The sequence below is a fragment of the Bacteroides sp. 1_1_14 genome (assembly GCF_000162515.1).
Lineage (GTDB): Bacteria > Bacteroidota > Bacteroidia > Bacteroidales > Bacteroidaceae > Bacteroides > Bacteroides thetaiotaomicron.
In genome coordinates, this window is sequence record NZ_GG774714.1 from 31,865 (window position 1) to 48,965 (window position 17,101).

The window sequence follows — 17,101 nt, forward strand, 5'->3', positions numbered from 1 at the left end:
GAATAAGTAAAATGGATATTCAAAAGATACGTGAAGACTTTCCGATATTGAGCCGTACGGTGTATGGTAAACCATTGGTTTATTTCGATAACGGTGCGACCACTCAGAAACCTCGTTTGGTGGTGGATGCGCTGGTAGATGAGTATTACTCTGTGAATGCGAATGTGCATCGTGGAGTACATTACCTTTCCCAGCAGGCAACGGAACTGCATGAGGCTTCCCGTGAAACGGTACGGCAGTTTATCAATGCCGGCAGTACGAATGAGGTCGTTTTTACACGGGGTACGACGGAAAGTATCAATTTGCTTGTTTCCAGTTTTGGAGATGAGTTTATGCAGGAAGGCGATGAAGTGATCCTTTCGGTGATGGAGCATCACAGTAATATCGTTCCCTGGCAACTTCTGGCTGCCCGCAAAGGAATTGCCATCAAGGTCATTCCGATGAATGACAAGGGCGAACTGTTGCTGGATGAATATGAAAAGTTATTCACCGAGCGTACAAAGATAGTCAGTGTAGTTCAGGTGTCGAACGTATTGGGAACCGTAAATCCCGTCAAGGAAATGATTGCGACGGCTCATGCGCATGGAGTACCTTTTCTAGTGGATGCTGCACAGTCTATCCCTCACATGAAGGTGGATGTGCAAGACTTGGATGCCGATTTCCTGGTGTTCTCCGCACATAAGGTTTATGGGCCGACAGGCGTCGGTGTGCTTTATGGAAAGGAAAAATGGCTGGACCGTATGCCCCCTTATCAAGGAGGAGGAGAAATGATTCAGCACGTCTCTTTTGAAAAGACTACCTTCAACGAACTGCCTTTCAAGTTTGAAGCCGGTACGCCGGACTACATCGGTACTACCGGACTGGCAAAAGCCCTTGACTATGTTAATGGCATCGGACTCGACCAAATCGCTGCTCATGAACACGAGCTGACAACGTATGCGCTGAAGCGATTGAAGGAAATACCCAATATGCGTATTTTCGGTGAGGCGGCAGATCGGGGAGCGGTGATTTCATTTCTGGTGGGAGATATTCATCATTTCGATTTGGGAACATTGTTAGACCGTTTAGGTATCGCTGTCCGCACGGGGCACCATTGTGCGCAACCGTTGATGCAACGGCTCGGAATCGAAGGTACGGTACGTGCATCATTTGCCATGTACAATACACGATCGGAAGTGGACGCATTAGTGGCTGGGATCGAACGCGTCAGCCAGATGTTCTAAAGATATTAATCGCTATTCCTGCAAGAATAGCGATTTTTTTATTCTTTAACTAAAAAAGTCTCTTTGAAGTGCAGTGATTTGAAGTTTCCTGCGTCTAATAAGAAAGAATAAAAATCATTTTAGGTATATTAAGTTGGTCGTGAGACCGCGCTTTCTATAAATTCTCTCTCTCTTTAACTCTAATTGGCAGCTATATCGCATATTCTTGCGGTATAGCTGCAATTTTTTTAGGGTGACATTGCAACCTTTTGGGGGGATCCTGCGTCTAATAGGATAGTAAACAACTAAAAAAGAAGAAAAAGATCATGTTAGTGACTACAACTCCCATCATTGAGGGAAAACGAATAGTAAAGTACTACGGAATTGTTTCCGGAGAGACGATCATTGGTGCTAATGTATTCCGTGACTTGTTTGCAAGCATTCGGGATATTGTAGGAGGTCGTTCCGGTGCATATGAAGAAGTACTCCGTATGGCAAAAGATACAGCTTTGCAGGAGATGCAGGCACAGGCGGCACAGTTAGGAGCCAATGCAGTGATCGGTGTCGATCTGGATTATGAAACAGTAGGAGGCAGCGGTAGTATGCTGATGGTAACTGCCAACGGAACTGCTGTAACGATTGAAGATTAGTTGATTGTTTTATTGTATGAGAAAGGGGATTCACCACGAACGGTGTTTCCCCTTTTGTTCTTAATGCTTGTGCCATGCCTTTGGCACAGTTGTGCCACCGCGTTGGCACTGCTATGCTAAGCCCTTGGCACAAGCGTGCCAAAGGCTTGGCATGAGTAAGGCAATAGGATGTTATTCTGCTGTCAGCTCAATCACCCGGCTAAAAGCCTGATTAGTCGTGAAAGCATTCATACCTACCTTCATCAGATAATCACCTGAGTAAGTTTTCTCGTTGGCAGCCAGATCGGATTTACTGTTCGGCATCAAGTTGATTTCTTTTACCTTATACATTTTCTTGGCATCCAATCCCTGCAATTTTACAGGCAGCAGTTTTTCTCCGAAACGTGGGTGTATATCATAAGTATAAAGCACAGCCTTATTCTTATCGGGCGAAGCATACATTATCGACATATGATTTCCGTCATACGGAGAGACAAGTCTGTATTGATCGCCGTCCAGGATTACTTTTTTCAGACGTGTCCAGTTGGCAACTGCTTCCTGACAGTATGCCAGTTCGTCGGCGCTCAGTTCTTTCAGACCGAGGTCAAAGCCCAGTTTGCACATACTTGCCACATCGGTACGGAATTTTACGCTTGTCTTTTTGTTCCAGCTGGTCACGTGTGCGCACATTGCCTTTGCCGGGAAGATTTGCGAGAATCCCCATTGGATGAACAGGCGTTCTATCGGGTCGGTATTGTCGCTGCACCAAAATTCAGTATAGTATTTCAGTGCTTCGTAGTCGCAGCGTGCGCCGCCGCCGGAGCAAAGCATCATGGGGACGTTCGGGTATTTCGCTTTTACACGTTCCAGCACTTTGTAAATTCCGCGTACATGATCGATGTAAAGTTGTCCTTGCTTGTTCTTCAGATACGGAGAATAGACGTTGGTGATAGGAGAGTTACAGTCCCATTTGAAGAATGCCACTTCCGGATTCTCAGTCAGAATCTTGTCTACTACGCCGAATACGAAGTCTTGTACTTTCGGGTTGCTGAGGTCAAGAACCAACTGGTTGCGGTAGTAATATGTCTCACGGTTCGGCAGGGTGATAGCCCAGTCCGGATGCGTTTCGAACAATTCACTTTTCGGATTCACCATTTCAGGTTCAATCCAGATACCAAACTTGACTCCGGCTTCTTTGGCTGATTTGACAAGGGCAGGGATACCGCCGGGCAGTTTGGATTTCATGGCATCCCAGTCGCCCAGTCCGGCGTGGTCGTCGTTGCGTGGATACTTGTTGCCGAACCAGCCGTCATCCAGCAGAAACATATCCACACCGAGGTGTTTGGCTTCCTTCATTAGTTCGGCAAGCAGTTCTTCGTTAAATTTGAAGTAAGTGTTTTCCCAGTTGTTCAGTAGGGTAAGGCGGTCGCCTTGTCCATCTTTCAGTTGGTAGTTGCGTGCCCAGGCGTGCAGGTTTCGGCTGGCTTCGCCTGTACCATTGTTGCTCAGGGTGAATATAAATTCCGGAGTTGTGAATACTTCGTTGGGCTTCAGTTCGTAGTTGGAGGCATACGGATTGATGGCGGGAATCACACGCAGATTGCCGACATTGTCTACTTCGAATGTGAATTGGAAGTTTCCGGTCCATCCGATTGTACCCAACATTACACGGCCTTGCGCTTCCTGTGCCGGTTGTTCCAGTCCCAGTTCGAAGAACGGATGAGTGTGCATGGCGGCGCGGCTGCCCAGTTTCGTGTCGATCACTTTCTTTCCGAATTGTAGTTGTTGAGAACTCATCTGTGCCTCCTTTGCCCAGTCGCTGCTGAACTCGGTCAGGTAGTAACTGTGGTCGGAGAAGTAAAGCATGGTGGAAGCATAACGCCACAGGGTGACGGGCTTCTTTTCATTATGCTTTATTTCGCTCCATGTCTTGATGACGTTTTCTTTCGGGTAAGCGATATAAAATAAAGTCACTTCAACCGGATACTGGTCATCTTTCAGATGGATGACAGTTTCCGTCCCGCCTGCCACCGCTTTCTGCTCGGAAGATACATAGCGGAAGATGGAACTCGGATTACCGTCATGGTGGGTGATGGCCACAGCAGGTTCAAAGTAGTCTTCGGCTCCGGAGCCCGGATAAACTTCCCAGCCGCGGGTAGATACGCTGCCGTCACTGCCACCTTTTACGGCATAAGAGAAGTGGTTGATGTCCTGTTCGTTCAGTAGTTTATCGCCCAGATAAGTCTGATAGAGACGTCCGTTGGGGGCTACCTGAAGGATTAAGTCGGTGTTGTCCGTAGAGATACGGATGTTCTTTTTCTCTTGGGCGTTCATTTGCGTCAGAGCGAATAAAGCCGTTAGTAATACAAAAAGTCTTTTCATGGTTGTAAAATGGATTGTTTATTGGTATTAGTTAGTTTGCGGACATAAAGAGCCACAAAGATAATCATATTTAGTTATGTACAATAATCTCAGAATTTGATGCCGGCACTAAATTCGACAGTAAACGGGCGCAGGTAGTTTCCGCTCATATAGCGTCCTGCATAGTTGCCCGCTTCTTCTTTGGTGATCAGTTCCGAACCGTTGATGGTGCCGCTGGCTCCTTTCTGGTTCAGGAAGTTGATCACCGTTGCCCCCAGTGACAGATGCTTGTTTACGTTCCAGTTGATACCTCCGAACGTTTCCCAGCGGCCGTTGAAGTAAAGAGCTTCCTGAAGGTTGGCATACGTCTTTCCGAAATAGCGGAAACTGAGCCAGAGACGTAAATCTTTCGTGATATTATAACTGGGGTCCAGTTCGACGAGTACCTGTGGAATTTCTTTAACTATCATTCCGTTGGCATTGACGGACATTTGGGCACCGTCGTCGAAGGTCACGCTGGCATTGTAGTTCTTGTATACAGGTTTCTGATAAGTGAACAGTGCGTGCAGGTGGAAACCTTTGAAGGGGTCGATTTCGGCAGAAGTGGTCCATCCCAGTGTTTTGATGTTGTAGATCAGCAGTACGGTTTTCCCTTCTTTGGTTCCCGGTTTGGTCAGATTCTGCTGGTCGATATTATTCGATTTGGAGATGTAGGTGACCATGGAAGTGAGGTTGAGCCAGTTGTTCTTGTAGAACAGTCCGCCCCGGATCAACGGTATGGTGACGCGTTTGTATTGTTCTTCGGTGGGACCTGTTCCGGCATATTCGTTGATGCGTGGGAAACGGGTGGCTACTGTTCCGTCGGCTGTCAGGCCGAATTGCTTCGTCATATTATAGGTCATGCGGAGGGTAGCGGCGTAGTTTAGTTTGTTTTTTACCACTTTGGCAGGCTGGATGCTGTGTGGTGTGGCAATAATGTTTCCGGTTTCTTCGTCTTTACTATAAGTGTTGAAGTCGCCGATATGAAATCCGGAGAAGCGTGATGCGGAGATTTGGTCGGCACTCATCCGGTAGTATTCAAGACGACCGCCATAGTAGACGTTGAATCGGGGAGTTACCTGCCAGTTGTCCGTAAAGTAAAGGGCGAGTTTGTTTTCGTATCCTTTGGTGTATTCGGGGCTGAGTTCGTTATAGCCGTAAGTCTGCGCACGCTGGCTGCTGAGTGTCGGGTCCAGCGGGTCAACGGCAGTGGAATGGAGCAGTTGCGGGTATTCCTGTACACTTGCCATCCATTGCAGGGAAGAAGAATGATAGTCCAGATGATAATACCACTCATTAACTCCCAGTCGAAGGTCGTGGGTGCCGAAGCGTTTGCTTAGTTCGGAGGTAACGAGGAAATTCTTTACTTTTCCTACATGCAGCCAGGTGCGGCGGCCTTCTGCCAAACCTTCATACACGTCACCATTGGCGAGCGTATAACCATCGGCAGCCGTTGCTTCACTGATGGTGCTGCCTCCGAAGTCCACATAGTTGGCACGGGGAGCATCCATATATTTCAGGTTGAACTTCCAGAGAAGATCATTCTTGAAACGATAGTCGGCAATCAGGGCCACTTCATTGGCACGGTTCTCGTTGCCGTCATTCAGATTCCATGTTTTCATCTTTCCGTCCATAACGTCCATGTATGGGAAAGAACCGCTTTGCGGAACATACGAGTTGGTACCCAGCTTGAATCCTTCCACTTCCTTGACCGATCCGTCGCCTACGTAGATGAAAGGAGCCGCATTGGCAAAGTTGCCGGGATTCCTGCTCCGCGAATGTTTGTAGAGCAGAGATATTTTTCCGCGTCCGTCGTTGAAGAGGCGCGTCAGACCGGCATGATAGATTTCCGTCCGGTCGGCATAGTTCGTGAATTTCAGATCGAAACTTCCCGGATCGAAGTTCTGATAAATGCCGGCAGTATACAGCCACTGGTTGCTGATACCTCCCGATACATTCAGATCGAAGTTCTGCATACCGAAATGATTGGCACGATAGTTGAGTATTCCTTGGAAGTCTTTCTGTCCCAGTTTGCTGAAAGCGTTGACGGAGTAGGCAATGTTTCCTGTGGTGATAGCCGATTCCGAAGGAGACAGCAGACCGACTTCTCCCAGACTGGAATCACTTCGCCAGTGGGCGGCTAGTTTATGTACGGCAGATGAATATACGGCAGGCAATCCGTTCTCGTATACATTAACGTCTTCACTGGGCAGTCCGATTTGGATTTCACGTGGCTTGTTGGCATCCGATGCGTTCAGCATCACGTTGCGTTCACCTTCTTCTCCTTCTTTTTTCGGGCTGGAAGATGCTGTCCCGGGAATGTCTTTTCCCGGGCGGATGGCGGAGTGTACGGCAGAGATAGTATCCTGCTTTATCTCTGTGCGATTGTTCTTTTCTTTCTGATTCCGAATGTCCCGTGCGTTTCCGTTAGCGGGAATCAGTTGTAGCAGGATGACTGCGGCAAGGCAACTAAAGGTTATTCTTTTCATGTCGGTATTAATTTAAAGATTTTATTCGTTCACATGGGGTGTGTCGTATTGACGGAAGCAAAGGTAGGCGGTAGCGGTACAGGTGGCTATATACCCGTTTGTCAAGATGTGCAAGAGATGTTGCAAATGCCGGACAGCACGTTGGAATCGCTACATTTGTAGTATAGGTTGAAACAAATGTTTCATTCATCATCTGCTTTTTACACGAAAAAAACTATATTTGTAGGCATCTAATATCCATATATGAAAAAAGGACTCCTATTTTTCCTTCTGTCAGTCTGTTTCTTTTTTCCGTCCTCCTTTGCGACGGAACAATACAACTTTATACATATCAATGGTGTGAACGGGCTTTCCAATAGTCATGTCAAATCAATCATTCAGGATAGTTACGGATTTATCTGGCTGGGCACACGCAATGGGCTGAACCGTTATGACGGCGTTTCGATGCAGGTATATCCTTGCTTCGATGAGGTTTCGGGGCGTGGCAATCAGGTGATCTCCGCACTATATGAAGACGACCGGCGCCAACTTTGGGTGGGAACGGACAACGGAGTCTATATTCAGGACTTATCGACCGGAAAGTTCTCCTTTTTTGATGCAAAGACTGACAAGGGCGAACAAATCAGCGGGCAATGGGTGGAAGATATTCTGTCCGATCCTTCCGGCAATATATGGGTGAACGTACCCAATCTGGGAGTATACCGTTATCACGTTCCCACGAAGAAGTTATTCCGCTACATACTTCTTCCCGGTAGCGATAAGAGCAAGAATTTCCCGCAGTCGATCTGCATCGACAAGGAGGGAACGCTATGGGTGGGAACCAACGGAGCAGGTATTTTCCGTTATTGTCCCGCACAAGATACTTTCGAAGCTTGTGTAAAGGAGGCATTGAAGGATGATTTCATTTTCACACTCTGTGATTATGGAGATGAACTGATTGTCGGAGTACACGAGGAGGAACTGAAACGATTTGATAAGAAGACAGGCGAAGTCAGTATCTTCCCTGCACCGGCGGTACACCGTAAGATAATTCGCTATGTCGTTTGTCTGGACGATGATCTTTGGGTCGGTACGCAAGATGGAGTTTACGTCATCAACGAACGGGAGAATACCGTCCGGCATATTCCGGCAGATGCGGGAGGAGCTTATGGACTCAGTGATGCAATCGTAGATAAAATCTATCGTGACCGTGAAGGCGGGACATGGATTTGTACACAGTTCGGAGGAGCAAGCTATCTGCCTGTCCGTACACTTGACTTTTCTATTTACCTGCCGGATGGCAAGCCCGGCTCAGTCAGCGGTAGGCGTATCAGTGAACTGGGCGAAGGGAAAGATGGAACGATTTGGGTTAGTACGCAGGATGGCGGTGTCTGTTATTGGAATCCGGAGACAAGGCTGTTCACCACTATTCCCGAATCCGCAGACCGGCAGAATGTTTTAAGTTTATTCACCTCTGACGATTTGATCGGTGCAGGCTACTTTAAAGGAGGAATCGACTTGATTACACCGGCCGCATCCGCCCTTTCCGGCAGCATTGCTTTCAAAGGACGTGTACAGGCAATGCGTCCGGAACAAATGGGTATCAGCGAAGGAACCGTCTACGCCTTGCATCGTGACCGTCAGGGAACAATCTGGCTGGGAGATGGCTGGAATATCTTCCGTTCTGCCGACGGGGGACGGACATTTGAAGAAATGAAACAGTTCGGCTATGCCTTTATGCGCGATATTCTTGAAGACAAAGAAGGGAATATATGGGTGGCGACTATGGGCAACGGAGTCTTCCGCTATCAACCGCAAACGGACGAAACGGTGAACTATCTGCATATAGAAGGAGACAGCACTTCCATCGGCACCAACGAAGTGACCGGAATTTCGGAAGACAGCAAAGGTCTTCTCTGGTTCTCCACCGACCGTGGCGGACTTTCATGCTTTAACCCCCAAACAGGAACTTTCCGTACCTATACGAAGGCGGACGGCCTCCCTGACAATGTAACCTACAAGGCGGTAGAAGATCGGCAGCACCGTATCTGGTTCGGTACCGACCGTGGACTGGTCTGTCTGTATCCGGAGACGGACAGCCTGCACGTCTTTACCCGAAACGACGGTCTTCCTGACAATCAGTTCAACTACAAATCGGCATTGGCTGCCGGCAACGGCACGATCTGGATGGGAACCATCAACGGATTAGTCTCTTTTAATCCGGATCAGATACATCGAAATACGTTTGTACCGCCCGTGTATATCACCCGTATCAAGGTGCAAGGGAGGGAAATACCTTTGAAGCCCGAAGGAATGCGATTGCCCTACCGTTCTAACGTCAGCTTTGACTTTGTCGCATTGAGCTATACTTCACCGGGAGCCAACCGCTATGCCTACAAGATGGAAGGCATTGACGATGACTGGAACTATACCTCCGATGCACATACCGCTTCCTATGCCCAGCTTCCTCCGGGAGATTATATATTCCGTGTGCGCGGGAGTAATAACGATGGCGTCTGGAATCAAGAGGAAGCGACTCTGTCCGTACAAATCCTTCCTCCCTGGTGGCGTACGGTATGGGCATATCTGATATATATCATTCTCCTGTCCGGCAGCTTCGTGCTGACTCTCCGCACTTATCGGCGACGGGAAGTGCAGAAGATACGTGAACAGCAACTACTCGCAGAGTTAGCCCGTGAGCGTGAAGCGCATCGTACGCACGAGAGATTCATTAATCAGATTACTTATGGCGCCTGCACCCCGCAGGGAGATGCCATGACACGTGCCGATGAACAACTGATGTCGCAACTCATCACCAGGGTACGTGAGAATCTTACGGATGCGAACTATAATGTGGAAGCACTGGCTGCCGCCATGAATATGTCCCGGTCCAGCCTTCATCGGAAAATAAAGGCATTGACAGACCTTTCTCCGCTTGATTTTATTCGGGTCATCCGCTTAAAGCGTGCGGCAGAACTCTTGCAGGAAGGAGAATTACGCATCAATGAGATATGTGACCGGGTAGGTTTCCAGTCTCCTTCATACTTTGCCAAGATATTCCAGAAACAGTTTGGGGTGACTCCTACGGAGTTTATGCAGAAAAAGGCATAAAAAAAGGCTATCTATCCCAGACAGCCAATCTTTTGTTAACCTTAAATCTAATACTATGAAAAACACACTACAAAGATAGGGACTTTTAGGCTATCTCCAAATTTTCGGGGCAAAGTGAGGCGCTTTATAACATGGTTTAATAGAAATAACGGGTTTGTTAACTATTAACGTAATAAGGCTAAAAATTAACTAACGTGCTGTTGGCTTGATGCTCTTCTGTAGGATTCTCAAAGGACTTTTCTACTTGTCTTCCCTTCGCTTCATTGAGAGATACCGCATCAATCGGCAAGTCGGATTTTTTTCCTTTTTTACTTGCTTTTTTCGTTTGATTTCCATACTTTTAGCCTCCATAAAACCCTTTAATAATTAATTCTATGGATAGCATTCTTTTCTGGCTGGTTCCGGTCGCTTCAGTGTTAGCCCTCTGTTTTGCTTATTACTTCCATAAGCAGATGATGAAAGAGAGTGAAGGTACTCCCCAAATGATAAAAATAGCCGCTGCGGTACGCAAGGGAGCTATGTCTTATCTGAAACAACAGTACAAGATTGTAGGTTGTGTTTTCCTTGGGCTGGTTATTTTGTTTTCAATTATGGCTTATGGCTTTCATGTTCAGAATGCGTGGGTTCCCATAGCTTTCCTGACGGGTGGTTTCTTCTCCGGTCTTTCCGGTTTCCTGGGTATGAAGACGGCAACCTATGCTTCGGCACGTACGGCGAATGCGGCACGCAATTCATTGAACTCCGGACTGAGAATCGCTTTCCGCAGTGGTGCGGTAATGGGACTCGTAGTAGTCGGACTGGGGCTGCTCGATATATCTTTCTGGTATCTGTTGCTGAATGCGGTGATTCCCGCCGACGCACTGACACCGACTCATAAACTTTGCGTAATCACTACCACGATGTTGACGTTCGGTATGGGAGCTTCCACACAGGCGCTCTTTGCCCGTGTAGGTGGCGGTATATATACAAAAGCTGCCGACGTAGGCGCCGACCTTGTGGGTAAGGTAGAAGCCGGAATCCCCGAAGACGATCCGCGAAACCCTGCCACCATTGCCGATAATGTAGGCGATAACGTAGGCGACGTGGCAGGTATGGGAGCCGACTTGTACGAATCTTATTGCGGTTCTATCCTGGCGACTGCCGCATTGGGTGCTGCCGCCTTTATACATTCGGCAGATACGGTCATGCAGTTCAAAGCGGTTATTGCCCCGATGCTGATTGCTGCGGTAGGTATTCTGCTTTCCATTATCGGCATCTTCTCCGTGCGCACCAAAGAAAATGCGACGATGAAAGATTTGCTCGGCTCGCTGGCATTCGGAACAAACCTGAGTTCTGTGCTGATTGTGGCTGCTACCTTCTTAATCCTGTGGCTCTTGCAGTTGGACAACTGGATTTGGATTTCATGCGCTGTCGTAGTCGGGCTGTTGGTCGGCATTGTGATCGGACGTTCTACCGAATATTATACTTCTCAGTCATATCGCCCCACTCAGAAACTGAGTGAAAGCGGAAAGACCGGACCTGCCACCGTCATTATCTCTGGTATCGGTCTGGGTATGCTTTCTACGGCTATTCCCGTGATTGCAGTGGTGGTGGGCATCATTGCCTCCTTCCTGCTTGCTTCCGGTTTCGATTTTTCCAACGTGGGTATGGGACTCTACGGTATCGGTATTGCTGCTGTCGGTATGCTGTCCACATTAGGAATCACACTGGCTACGGACGCTTACGGCCCGATTGCTGATAATGCAGGCGGTAATGCCGAAATGGCCGGTCTGGGTGCCGAAGTCCGCAAGCGTACCGATGCGCTCGACTCTTTGGGAAATACAACCGCGGCAACCGGAAAAGGTTTTGCTATCGGTTCCGCTGCATTGACCGGACTGGCTTTGCTGGCATCCTATATCGAAGAAATCCGTATCGGTCTGACCCGTTTGGGGACAATAGACCTGAGTATGCCGAACGGCGATGTCGTCTCTACCGCCAATGCTACCTTTGTCGATTTCATGAACTATTACGACGTGACGCTGATGAATCCGAAAGTTCTTTCCGGTATGTTCCTCGGTTCGATGATGGCGTTCCTGTTCTGTGGATTGACAATGAATGCGGTCGGCCGCGCAGCCGGACACATGGTGGATGAGGTGCGCCGCCAGTTCCGTGAGATTAAAGGCATCCTGACAGGAGAAGCCGAGCCGGATTATGAACGTTGTGTGGCTATCTCGACCAAGGGTGCGCAGCGCGAAATGGTGATTCCGTCGCTGATTGCTATCCTTGCGCCTATCGCTACCGGATTAATCTTCGGAGTGACCGGAGTACTGGGATTGCTGATCGGCGGTTTGAGCACAGGTTTTGTGCTGGCTATCTTTATGGCCAATGCAGGCGGTGCGTGGGATAATGCGAAGAAATATGTAGAAGAGGGGAACTTTGGAGGCAAAGGCGGTGAAGTGCATAAGGCAACCGTAGTAGGCGATACTGTGGGCGACCCGTTTAAGGATACTTCCGGCCCGAGTCTGAATATTTTAATCAAGCTTATGAGCATGGTAGCCATTGTGATGGCAGGGCTTACCGTCGCCTGGAGTTTGTTTTAACTAAAAGAAGGTTTGTTTATTGAAGAGGGCGATAGCCGGAGATAAGTCCGGTTATCGCCTTCTGATTATATAGAACCGGGTAAACACCTTTTTTGCGCACTTAATCACTTTTTTCCGGCAGATGATCCTGTTTCGGGGCATTTCATGCAAATACTCGCTCAAAGCCATTTTCTTGTCTCTTATTATTTCGATACTTTTGCAAGACGATATATTATAAGTTATAAAGGGGAAATGGAAGAAATCTATCATAATGGCTAAGGGGAAAGGCTGATGCTATCAACGAACAAAATCTGTAAAACGAATGGTAGGGTGATGGTTCCGGTCGTCAAGGCTGTGAACCGATAGAATATATTGGGGGAACAATTGCTTGTTTGTGTGAATGAATGACGGAAAAAGGGGACTTTGAATGAGGTCTCCTTTTTTATTTCCTTTATCTTTGTGGCAGATAAGAAAAAAAGAATAAGTATGCTACTACCTTATTTAAATAAAGACCTGATAGAAGCCGGCTGCGATGAGGCCGGCCGCGGTTGCCTGGCAGGATCAGTGTATGCTGCTGCCGTCATTCTTCCTAAAGATTTCAAGAATGAGTTGCTGAATGATTCGAAGCAACTAACCGAGAAGCAACGCTACGCACTGCGTGAAGTGATAGAGAAAGAAGCGCTGGCATGGGCGGTAGGAGTGGTGTCGCCCGAAGAGATAGACGAGATAAACATTCTCCGTGCTTCCTTTCTGGCGATGCACCGGGCTGTCGATCAGCTCTCTGTCCGTCCTCAGCATTTGCTGATCGACGGAAACCGTTTCAATAAATATCCTGACATTCCTCATACTACCGTGATAAAAGGAGACGGAAAATACCTCTCGATAGCCGCCGCTTCTATACTAGCTAAAACCTACAGAGATGATTATATGAATCGTCTTCACGAAGAATATCCGTTTTATGACTGGAATAAGAATAAAGGTTATCCGACTAAAAAACATCGTGCCGCCATCGCCGAACATGGAACGACCCCTTACCACCGAATGACCTTCAATCTGCTTGGTGACGGGCAGTTGAACCTAAATTTCTGATATTTCCATTTGTTTCACTTTCTACATATTTTTGCAGAATAAGCACGATTTTTCTCCAAATAGCCATGAAAATGTTCGGTTTATGCTAAAAAAGTGTTGACTTGTGCTTTTATTTGTTACTTAAATGCTATATATTTGCATTCGATAACAAGAATTAAAAAAAGATAAAATCATGACAACAAGCAGACTTTATGCATCTAAGAAGTTCATGGGGGCTTTACTTCTTATGATGGGTTTTGTTTTACCCGCCAATGCGCAGTTTTTACGTACTTCTTATTTCATGGAAGGTACTCATTATCGGCAACAATTGAATCCGGCTCTGATTCCGACTCAGGGGTATTTTAATATTCCGGTATTGGGATCGGTCAATGCTACTGTCGGGTCCACTTCATTGGGTTATCAAGATATTATCGACATTATTGACGATAGCGACAATTTCTACTCTAATCCCGATTTCCTGGGCCGTCTGAAAGATAAAAACAACTTAAATGTAAACGTAAGCACGGAGATTCTTTCTGCCGGATGGTATAAAGGAAAGAACTTCTGGTCATTCAATGTAGGTGTTCGTGCGGATATAGGTGCAAGCCTTACCCGTTCCATGTTTACTTTCCTGAATGAGATGGATGCGCTTGAAGATAACTGGAGAAACAGTAATTACGATATCAGCGGTCAGAAACTGGATATAAACGCTTATGGTGAAGTTGGTTTGGGGTATGCGCGTCAGATCAATAACCGTTTGACAGTCGGTGGTAAGGTGAAAGTATTGCTGGGTATCGGCAATATGAATCTGAAGATTAACAATGTAATGATGAACGCCAATCTTCCGAGTGATGCCCGCATTAACCAGTTACAGGATCAAAATTATCTGTCCGGATTGGATGCTGCTGGTATCACAAGACTGAAATCTGAAATTGAAAGTTACCATGCCAATCTGAATGTTGACGCTCATCTGGAAAGTTCTTTCAAAGGATTGGAATTGGTACAAGAAGATGGACAGGATTATATCAGTGACTTTGACTTTGACAGTGGAAAACTGGGTATTGCAGGTTACGGTTTCGGCATTGATTTGGGTGCTTCTTATAAAATTATGGATAACTTGACAGTGTCCGCTTCTGTTCTCGACCTGGGATTTATTTCATGGACGAAAGGCGCTACTAAGATAGCTTCTGCCAATCCGGAATCAATCAATATGAAAGGAACTAGCTATGTCAATGGTATTGATGCGAACGATATTCCTAATTCTATTACTGCGATTCAGAACAATATTACTCGGTTGCAGGCTGATGCTGACGGATACATGAACCGTGTAAATGGTGGTGATGTACTCGACTATGAAATGTTGCAACTTCAGACAGAGGACGTACATAAATCCCGCAAGTCTAGTCTGGCATCTACAGTTGTGGTAGGAGCAGAATACGGCTTCTTTGAGAACAAGCTCGGAGTAGGTGTATTGTCTACGACTCGCTTCGTACAACCGAAAACGCTGACAGAAGTAACATTCTCCGCAAACTATCGTCCGAAAAGCTGGCTTAACGTTGCGCTCAGCTACTCGGCTATTCAGTCTGCCGGTAAGTCATTCGGTCTGGGCTTGAAGTTGGGTCCGGTGTTCCTCGGAACTGACTATATGTTCTTAGGTAAGAACACCAATTCTGTAAGTGGATTTGTTGGTATTTCTGTGCCATTGGGCGGAAAGAAATCCAGTAAAGAAGGATAAAATAATTTCTCTCTCTTAAACATTCTCTTTTTAATATTCTCTATCGAACAAAAAACGTATTGTGTGCAGCCTGTCATCGCCGACCTTGAATTCAGGTCTAAAGAATGACAGGCTGCTTTTTTATGTCTCTGAAGTAAAGGGAGATTTAGAACTGCTTGAATTGCAGTCGCTTGAATTAGAACCACTTGATTTTCCGGAATACGATAAACGCTAATGTCGACAGCACGACGGAGCACAGGATAATCAGTGCAAAGGCATACGGCATCTCTTCCAGATGGATATCCACATTCATTCCGTAGAAACTGGCTATCAATGTCGGGATCATCAGTGTAATGGAAAGGCTGGTCATGCGTTTCATGATGGCATTCACGTTGTTGGAGATGATGGAGGCAAAGGCGTCCATCGTTCCGGTGAGGATATCGCTGTAGATGTTTACGGTATTAAATGCCTGTTTCAACTCGATAATCACGTCTTCTACCAGTTCCTTGTCCAGAAAGTCGGTGTCCTGAAAGATACTTTGCAGCTTTCCGATCATTACTTCATTTCCTCGGATGGAGGTGTTGAAGTAAACGAGTGTTTTCTGCAGTCTCATCAGACGGAGCAGGTCTTCGTTGCGGATACTGCGTTCCAGTTCCTTTTCGGCGGCGCTGATATCCAGATTTATCTGTTTCAGATATTTCAGAAACCATACGGCAGACGAATAAATCAGCCGGAGAATCAGATCGAGTTTGTTGCGGACTTCGATTCCTTTTCGGCGGGTGTGTTCGATGAAGTCCGGCAGCAGGTCTGTGTTGTGGTAGCAGACTGATACAATGATTTCATTGTTGGTGATGATGCCGATGGGTACGGTGCCGAAGGGAAGACTTTCGTTCTGACCGTTTTGCATCGGGATGCGCAGAATCGTCAATAGCCAGTTGCCTTCCGTGTCGGTGCGCGGACGTTCGTCTGTATCGGCTATATCGTTCAGAAATGATTCGGGTACATTCAGGGTTTTAGTCAGAAACTCAAAGTCATCGTTGTCCGGGCATACTACGTTTACCCAGCAGTTAGGAAGCCATTGCGGTTTTTCCACAAAGCCAGCTTCACAATAAAGATATGTTCTCATCTTATTGCCTCCTTTCGTTTGTTTACACGAGCAGAGGCATCAGTTTTCAATGACTCTGATCGCTTTAATTAATACTATAAGTGCACGTTCGCGGGTTTGAATCGTCCATTTTTCTATGATTTAATTTAAAAGCGATACAAAAGTACGGAAAATTAACCGAGGTTCCGTCTTTTGCATCGCTTTTTTTAGATTTTCTTGTTGTTTATGGTCTTTCAGCATGCGGGGAGTTCATTGGTTGGCTATGGTAAAATCACTTGTAAGATAGTGCTAAAGTTCCCGTTAGCTCCTTACATAGTAGACTTTCCTTATAAGGAAAGTTGGGATAAGGTGCCGACATTGTTAGTTGTTCACGGCCGTGGTAAGAGTTGCTCACGGTTGTGGTAAACGCTGCTCACGGATGTGATCAGGTCTTGTCACGGCCGTGAACAGGTAAAGATGTCGGTAGCTTAATGGAAGTATAAAGGCATGATGAGCTAAAAGCATTGGTAGCTTATGGTATTTGTTGTATAAGGACAAGGCTCGAATGAGGCGTAACAGGTAATAAGTAATAGGTAATAAGATGGGGAGGAAGTGACAGGTAATAAGTCGTGAAATAGGGGTAAAGTGACAATAAAAAGCATGATTTACGGCTATTATCACCTTATTATCACCCTATTGTCACCAGCTATTATCACCTGAAGTGTGTTTATTATCAGTTTGTTATCTTCGAAAGGTGATAAGTGACAATAGAAAAGCATTTATTTCTAGAGAGTATTTGTCATGCTGAACTTGTCGAAGCATCTCCTCTTAGTATAAACTGAAGAAGAGATGCTTCGCTATCAATGT

At 46.6% G+C, this 17,101-nt stretch carries 9 protein-coding genes; 6 read left to right on the top strand and 3 right to left on the bottom strand.

Going from position 1 to position 17,101, the window contains the following annotated elements:
* The first annotated feature begins 11 nt into the window (after positions 1 to 11).
* Together HMPREF9007_RS01630 and HMPREF9007_RS01625 are read left to right on the top strand one after the other, a co-directional pair.
* A complete protein-coding gene (locus HMPREF9007_RS01630; protein WP_008763671.1) occupies positions 12 to 1,223 on the top strand; it encodes a cysteine desulfurase in 1,212 nt (403 codons plus the stop codon).
* A 305-nt stretch (positions 1,224 to 1,528) separates the two neighbouring features.
* Positions 1,529 to 1,852, top strand: coding sequence for a heavy metal-binding domain-containing protein (locus HMPREF9007_RS01625; protein ID WP_008763672.1), 324 nt, complete (start codon positions 1,529 to 1,531; stop codon positions 1,850 to 1,852).
* Between the two features lie 171 nt (positions 1,853 to 2,023).
* On the opposite strand, the gene HMPREF9007_RS01620 is transcribed toward HMPREF9007_RS01625, so the two are convergent.
* Both HMPREF9007_RS01620 and HMPREF9007_RS01615 read right to left on the bottom strand, forming a co-directional pair.
* Positions 2,024 to 4,213, bottom strand: a complete 2,190-nt coding sequence (locus HMPREF9007_RS01620) for an alpha-galactosidase (RefSeq protein WP_008763673.1) — start codon at positions 4,211 to 4,213, stop codon at positions 2,024 to 2,026.
* An 89-nt stretch (positions 4,214 to 4,302) separates the two neighbouring features.
* Entirely contained in the window at positions 4,303 to 6,720 is a 2,418-nt protein-coding gene (locus HMPREF9007_RS01615) for a TonB-dependent receptor (protein ID WP_008763674.1), read from the bottom strand.
* A gap of 243 nt (positions 6,721 to 6,963) precedes the next feature.
* On the opposite strand from HMPREF9007_RS01615, the gene HMPREF9007_RS01610 reads away from it, so the two are divergent.
* The 4 genes from HMPREF9007_RS01610 (at position 6,964) to HMPREF9007_RS01595 (ending at position 15,171) form a co-directional block, all read left to right on the top strand.
* Complete coding sequence (locus HMPREF9007_RS01610) at positions 6,964 to 9,810, top strand: two-component regulator propeller domain-containing protein (protein WP_032850784.1); 2,847 nt, start codon at positions 6,964 to 6,966, stop codon at positions 9,808 to 9,810.
* A gap of 374 nt (positions 9,811 to 10,184) precedes the next feature.
* Entirely contained in the window at positions 10,185 to 12,389 is a 2,205-nt protein-coding gene (locus HMPREF9007_RS01605; RefSeq protein ID WP_008763676.1) for a sodium-translocating pyrophosphatase, read from the top strand.
* Positions 12,390 to 12,854: 465 nt separating this feature from the next.
* Positions 12,855 to 13,457, top strand: a complete 603-nt coding sequence (locus HMPREF9007_RS01600) for a ribonuclease HII (protein ID WP_008763678.1) — start codon at positions 12,855 to 12,857, stop codon at positions 13,455 to 13,457.
* Positions 13,458 to 13,629: 172 nt separating this feature from the next.
* Positions 13,630 to 15,171, top strand: a complete 1,542-nt coding sequence (locus tag HMPREF9007_RS01595; protein ID WP_008763679.1) for a DUF5723 family protein — start codon at positions 13,630 to 13,632, stop codon at positions 15,169 to 15,171.
* A gap of 175 nt (positions 15,172 to 15,346) precedes the next feature.
* Here HMPREF9007_RS01595 and HMPREF9007_RS01590 read toward each other — a convergent pair whose 3' ends face one another.
* Complete coding sequence (locus tag HMPREF9007_RS01590; protein WP_008763680.1) at positions 15,347 to 16,276, bottom strand: magnesium transporter CorA family protein; 930 nt, start codon at positions 16,274 to 16,276, stop codon at positions 15,347 to 15,349.
* Positions 16,277 to 17,101 lie beyond the last annotated feature (825 nt).

What these genes read in the sequence shown, in the direction of transcription:
- HMPREF9007_RS01630 (WP_008763671.1), top strand. Translation starts at nt 12, where the DNA reads ATGGATATTCAAAAGATACGTGAAGACTTTCCGATATTGAGCCGTACG.
- HMPREF9007_RS01625 (WP_008763672.1), top strand. Translation starts at nt 1,529, where the DNA reads ATGTTAGTGACTACAACTCCCATCATTGAGGGAAAACGAATAGTAAAG.
- HMPREF9007_RS01620 (WP_008763673.1), bottom strand. Translation starts at nt 4,213, where the DNA reads ATGAAAAGACTTTTTGTATTACTAACGGCTTTATTCGCTCTGACGCAA.
- HMPREF9007_RS01615 (WP_008763674.1), bottom strand. Translation starts at nt 6,720, where the DNA reads ATGAAAAGAATAACCTTTAGTTGCCTTGCCGCAGTCATCCTGCTACAA.
- HMPREF9007_RS01610 (WP_032850784.1), top strand. Translation starts at nt 6,964, where the DNA reads ATGAAAAAAGGACTCCTATTTTTCCTTCTGTCAGTCTGTTTCTTTTTT.
- HMPREF9007_RS01605 (WP_008763676.1), top strand. Translation starts at nt 10,185, where the DNA reads ATGGATAGCATTCTTTTCTGGCTGGTTCCGGTCGCTTCAGTGTTAGCC.
- HMPREF9007_RS01600 (WP_008763678.1), top strand. Translation starts at nt 12,855, where the DNA reads ATGCTACTACCTTATTTAAATAAAGACCTGATAGAAGCCGGCTGCGAT.
- HMPREF9007_RS01595 (WP_008763679.1), top strand. Translation starts at nt 13,630, where the DNA reads ATGACAACAAGCAGACTTTATGCATCTAAGAAGTTCATGGGGGCTTTA.
- HMPREF9007_RS01590 (WP_008763680.1), bottom strand. Translation starts at nt 16,276, where the DNA reads ATGAGAACATATCTTTATTGTGAAGCTGGCTTTGTGGAAAAACCGCAA.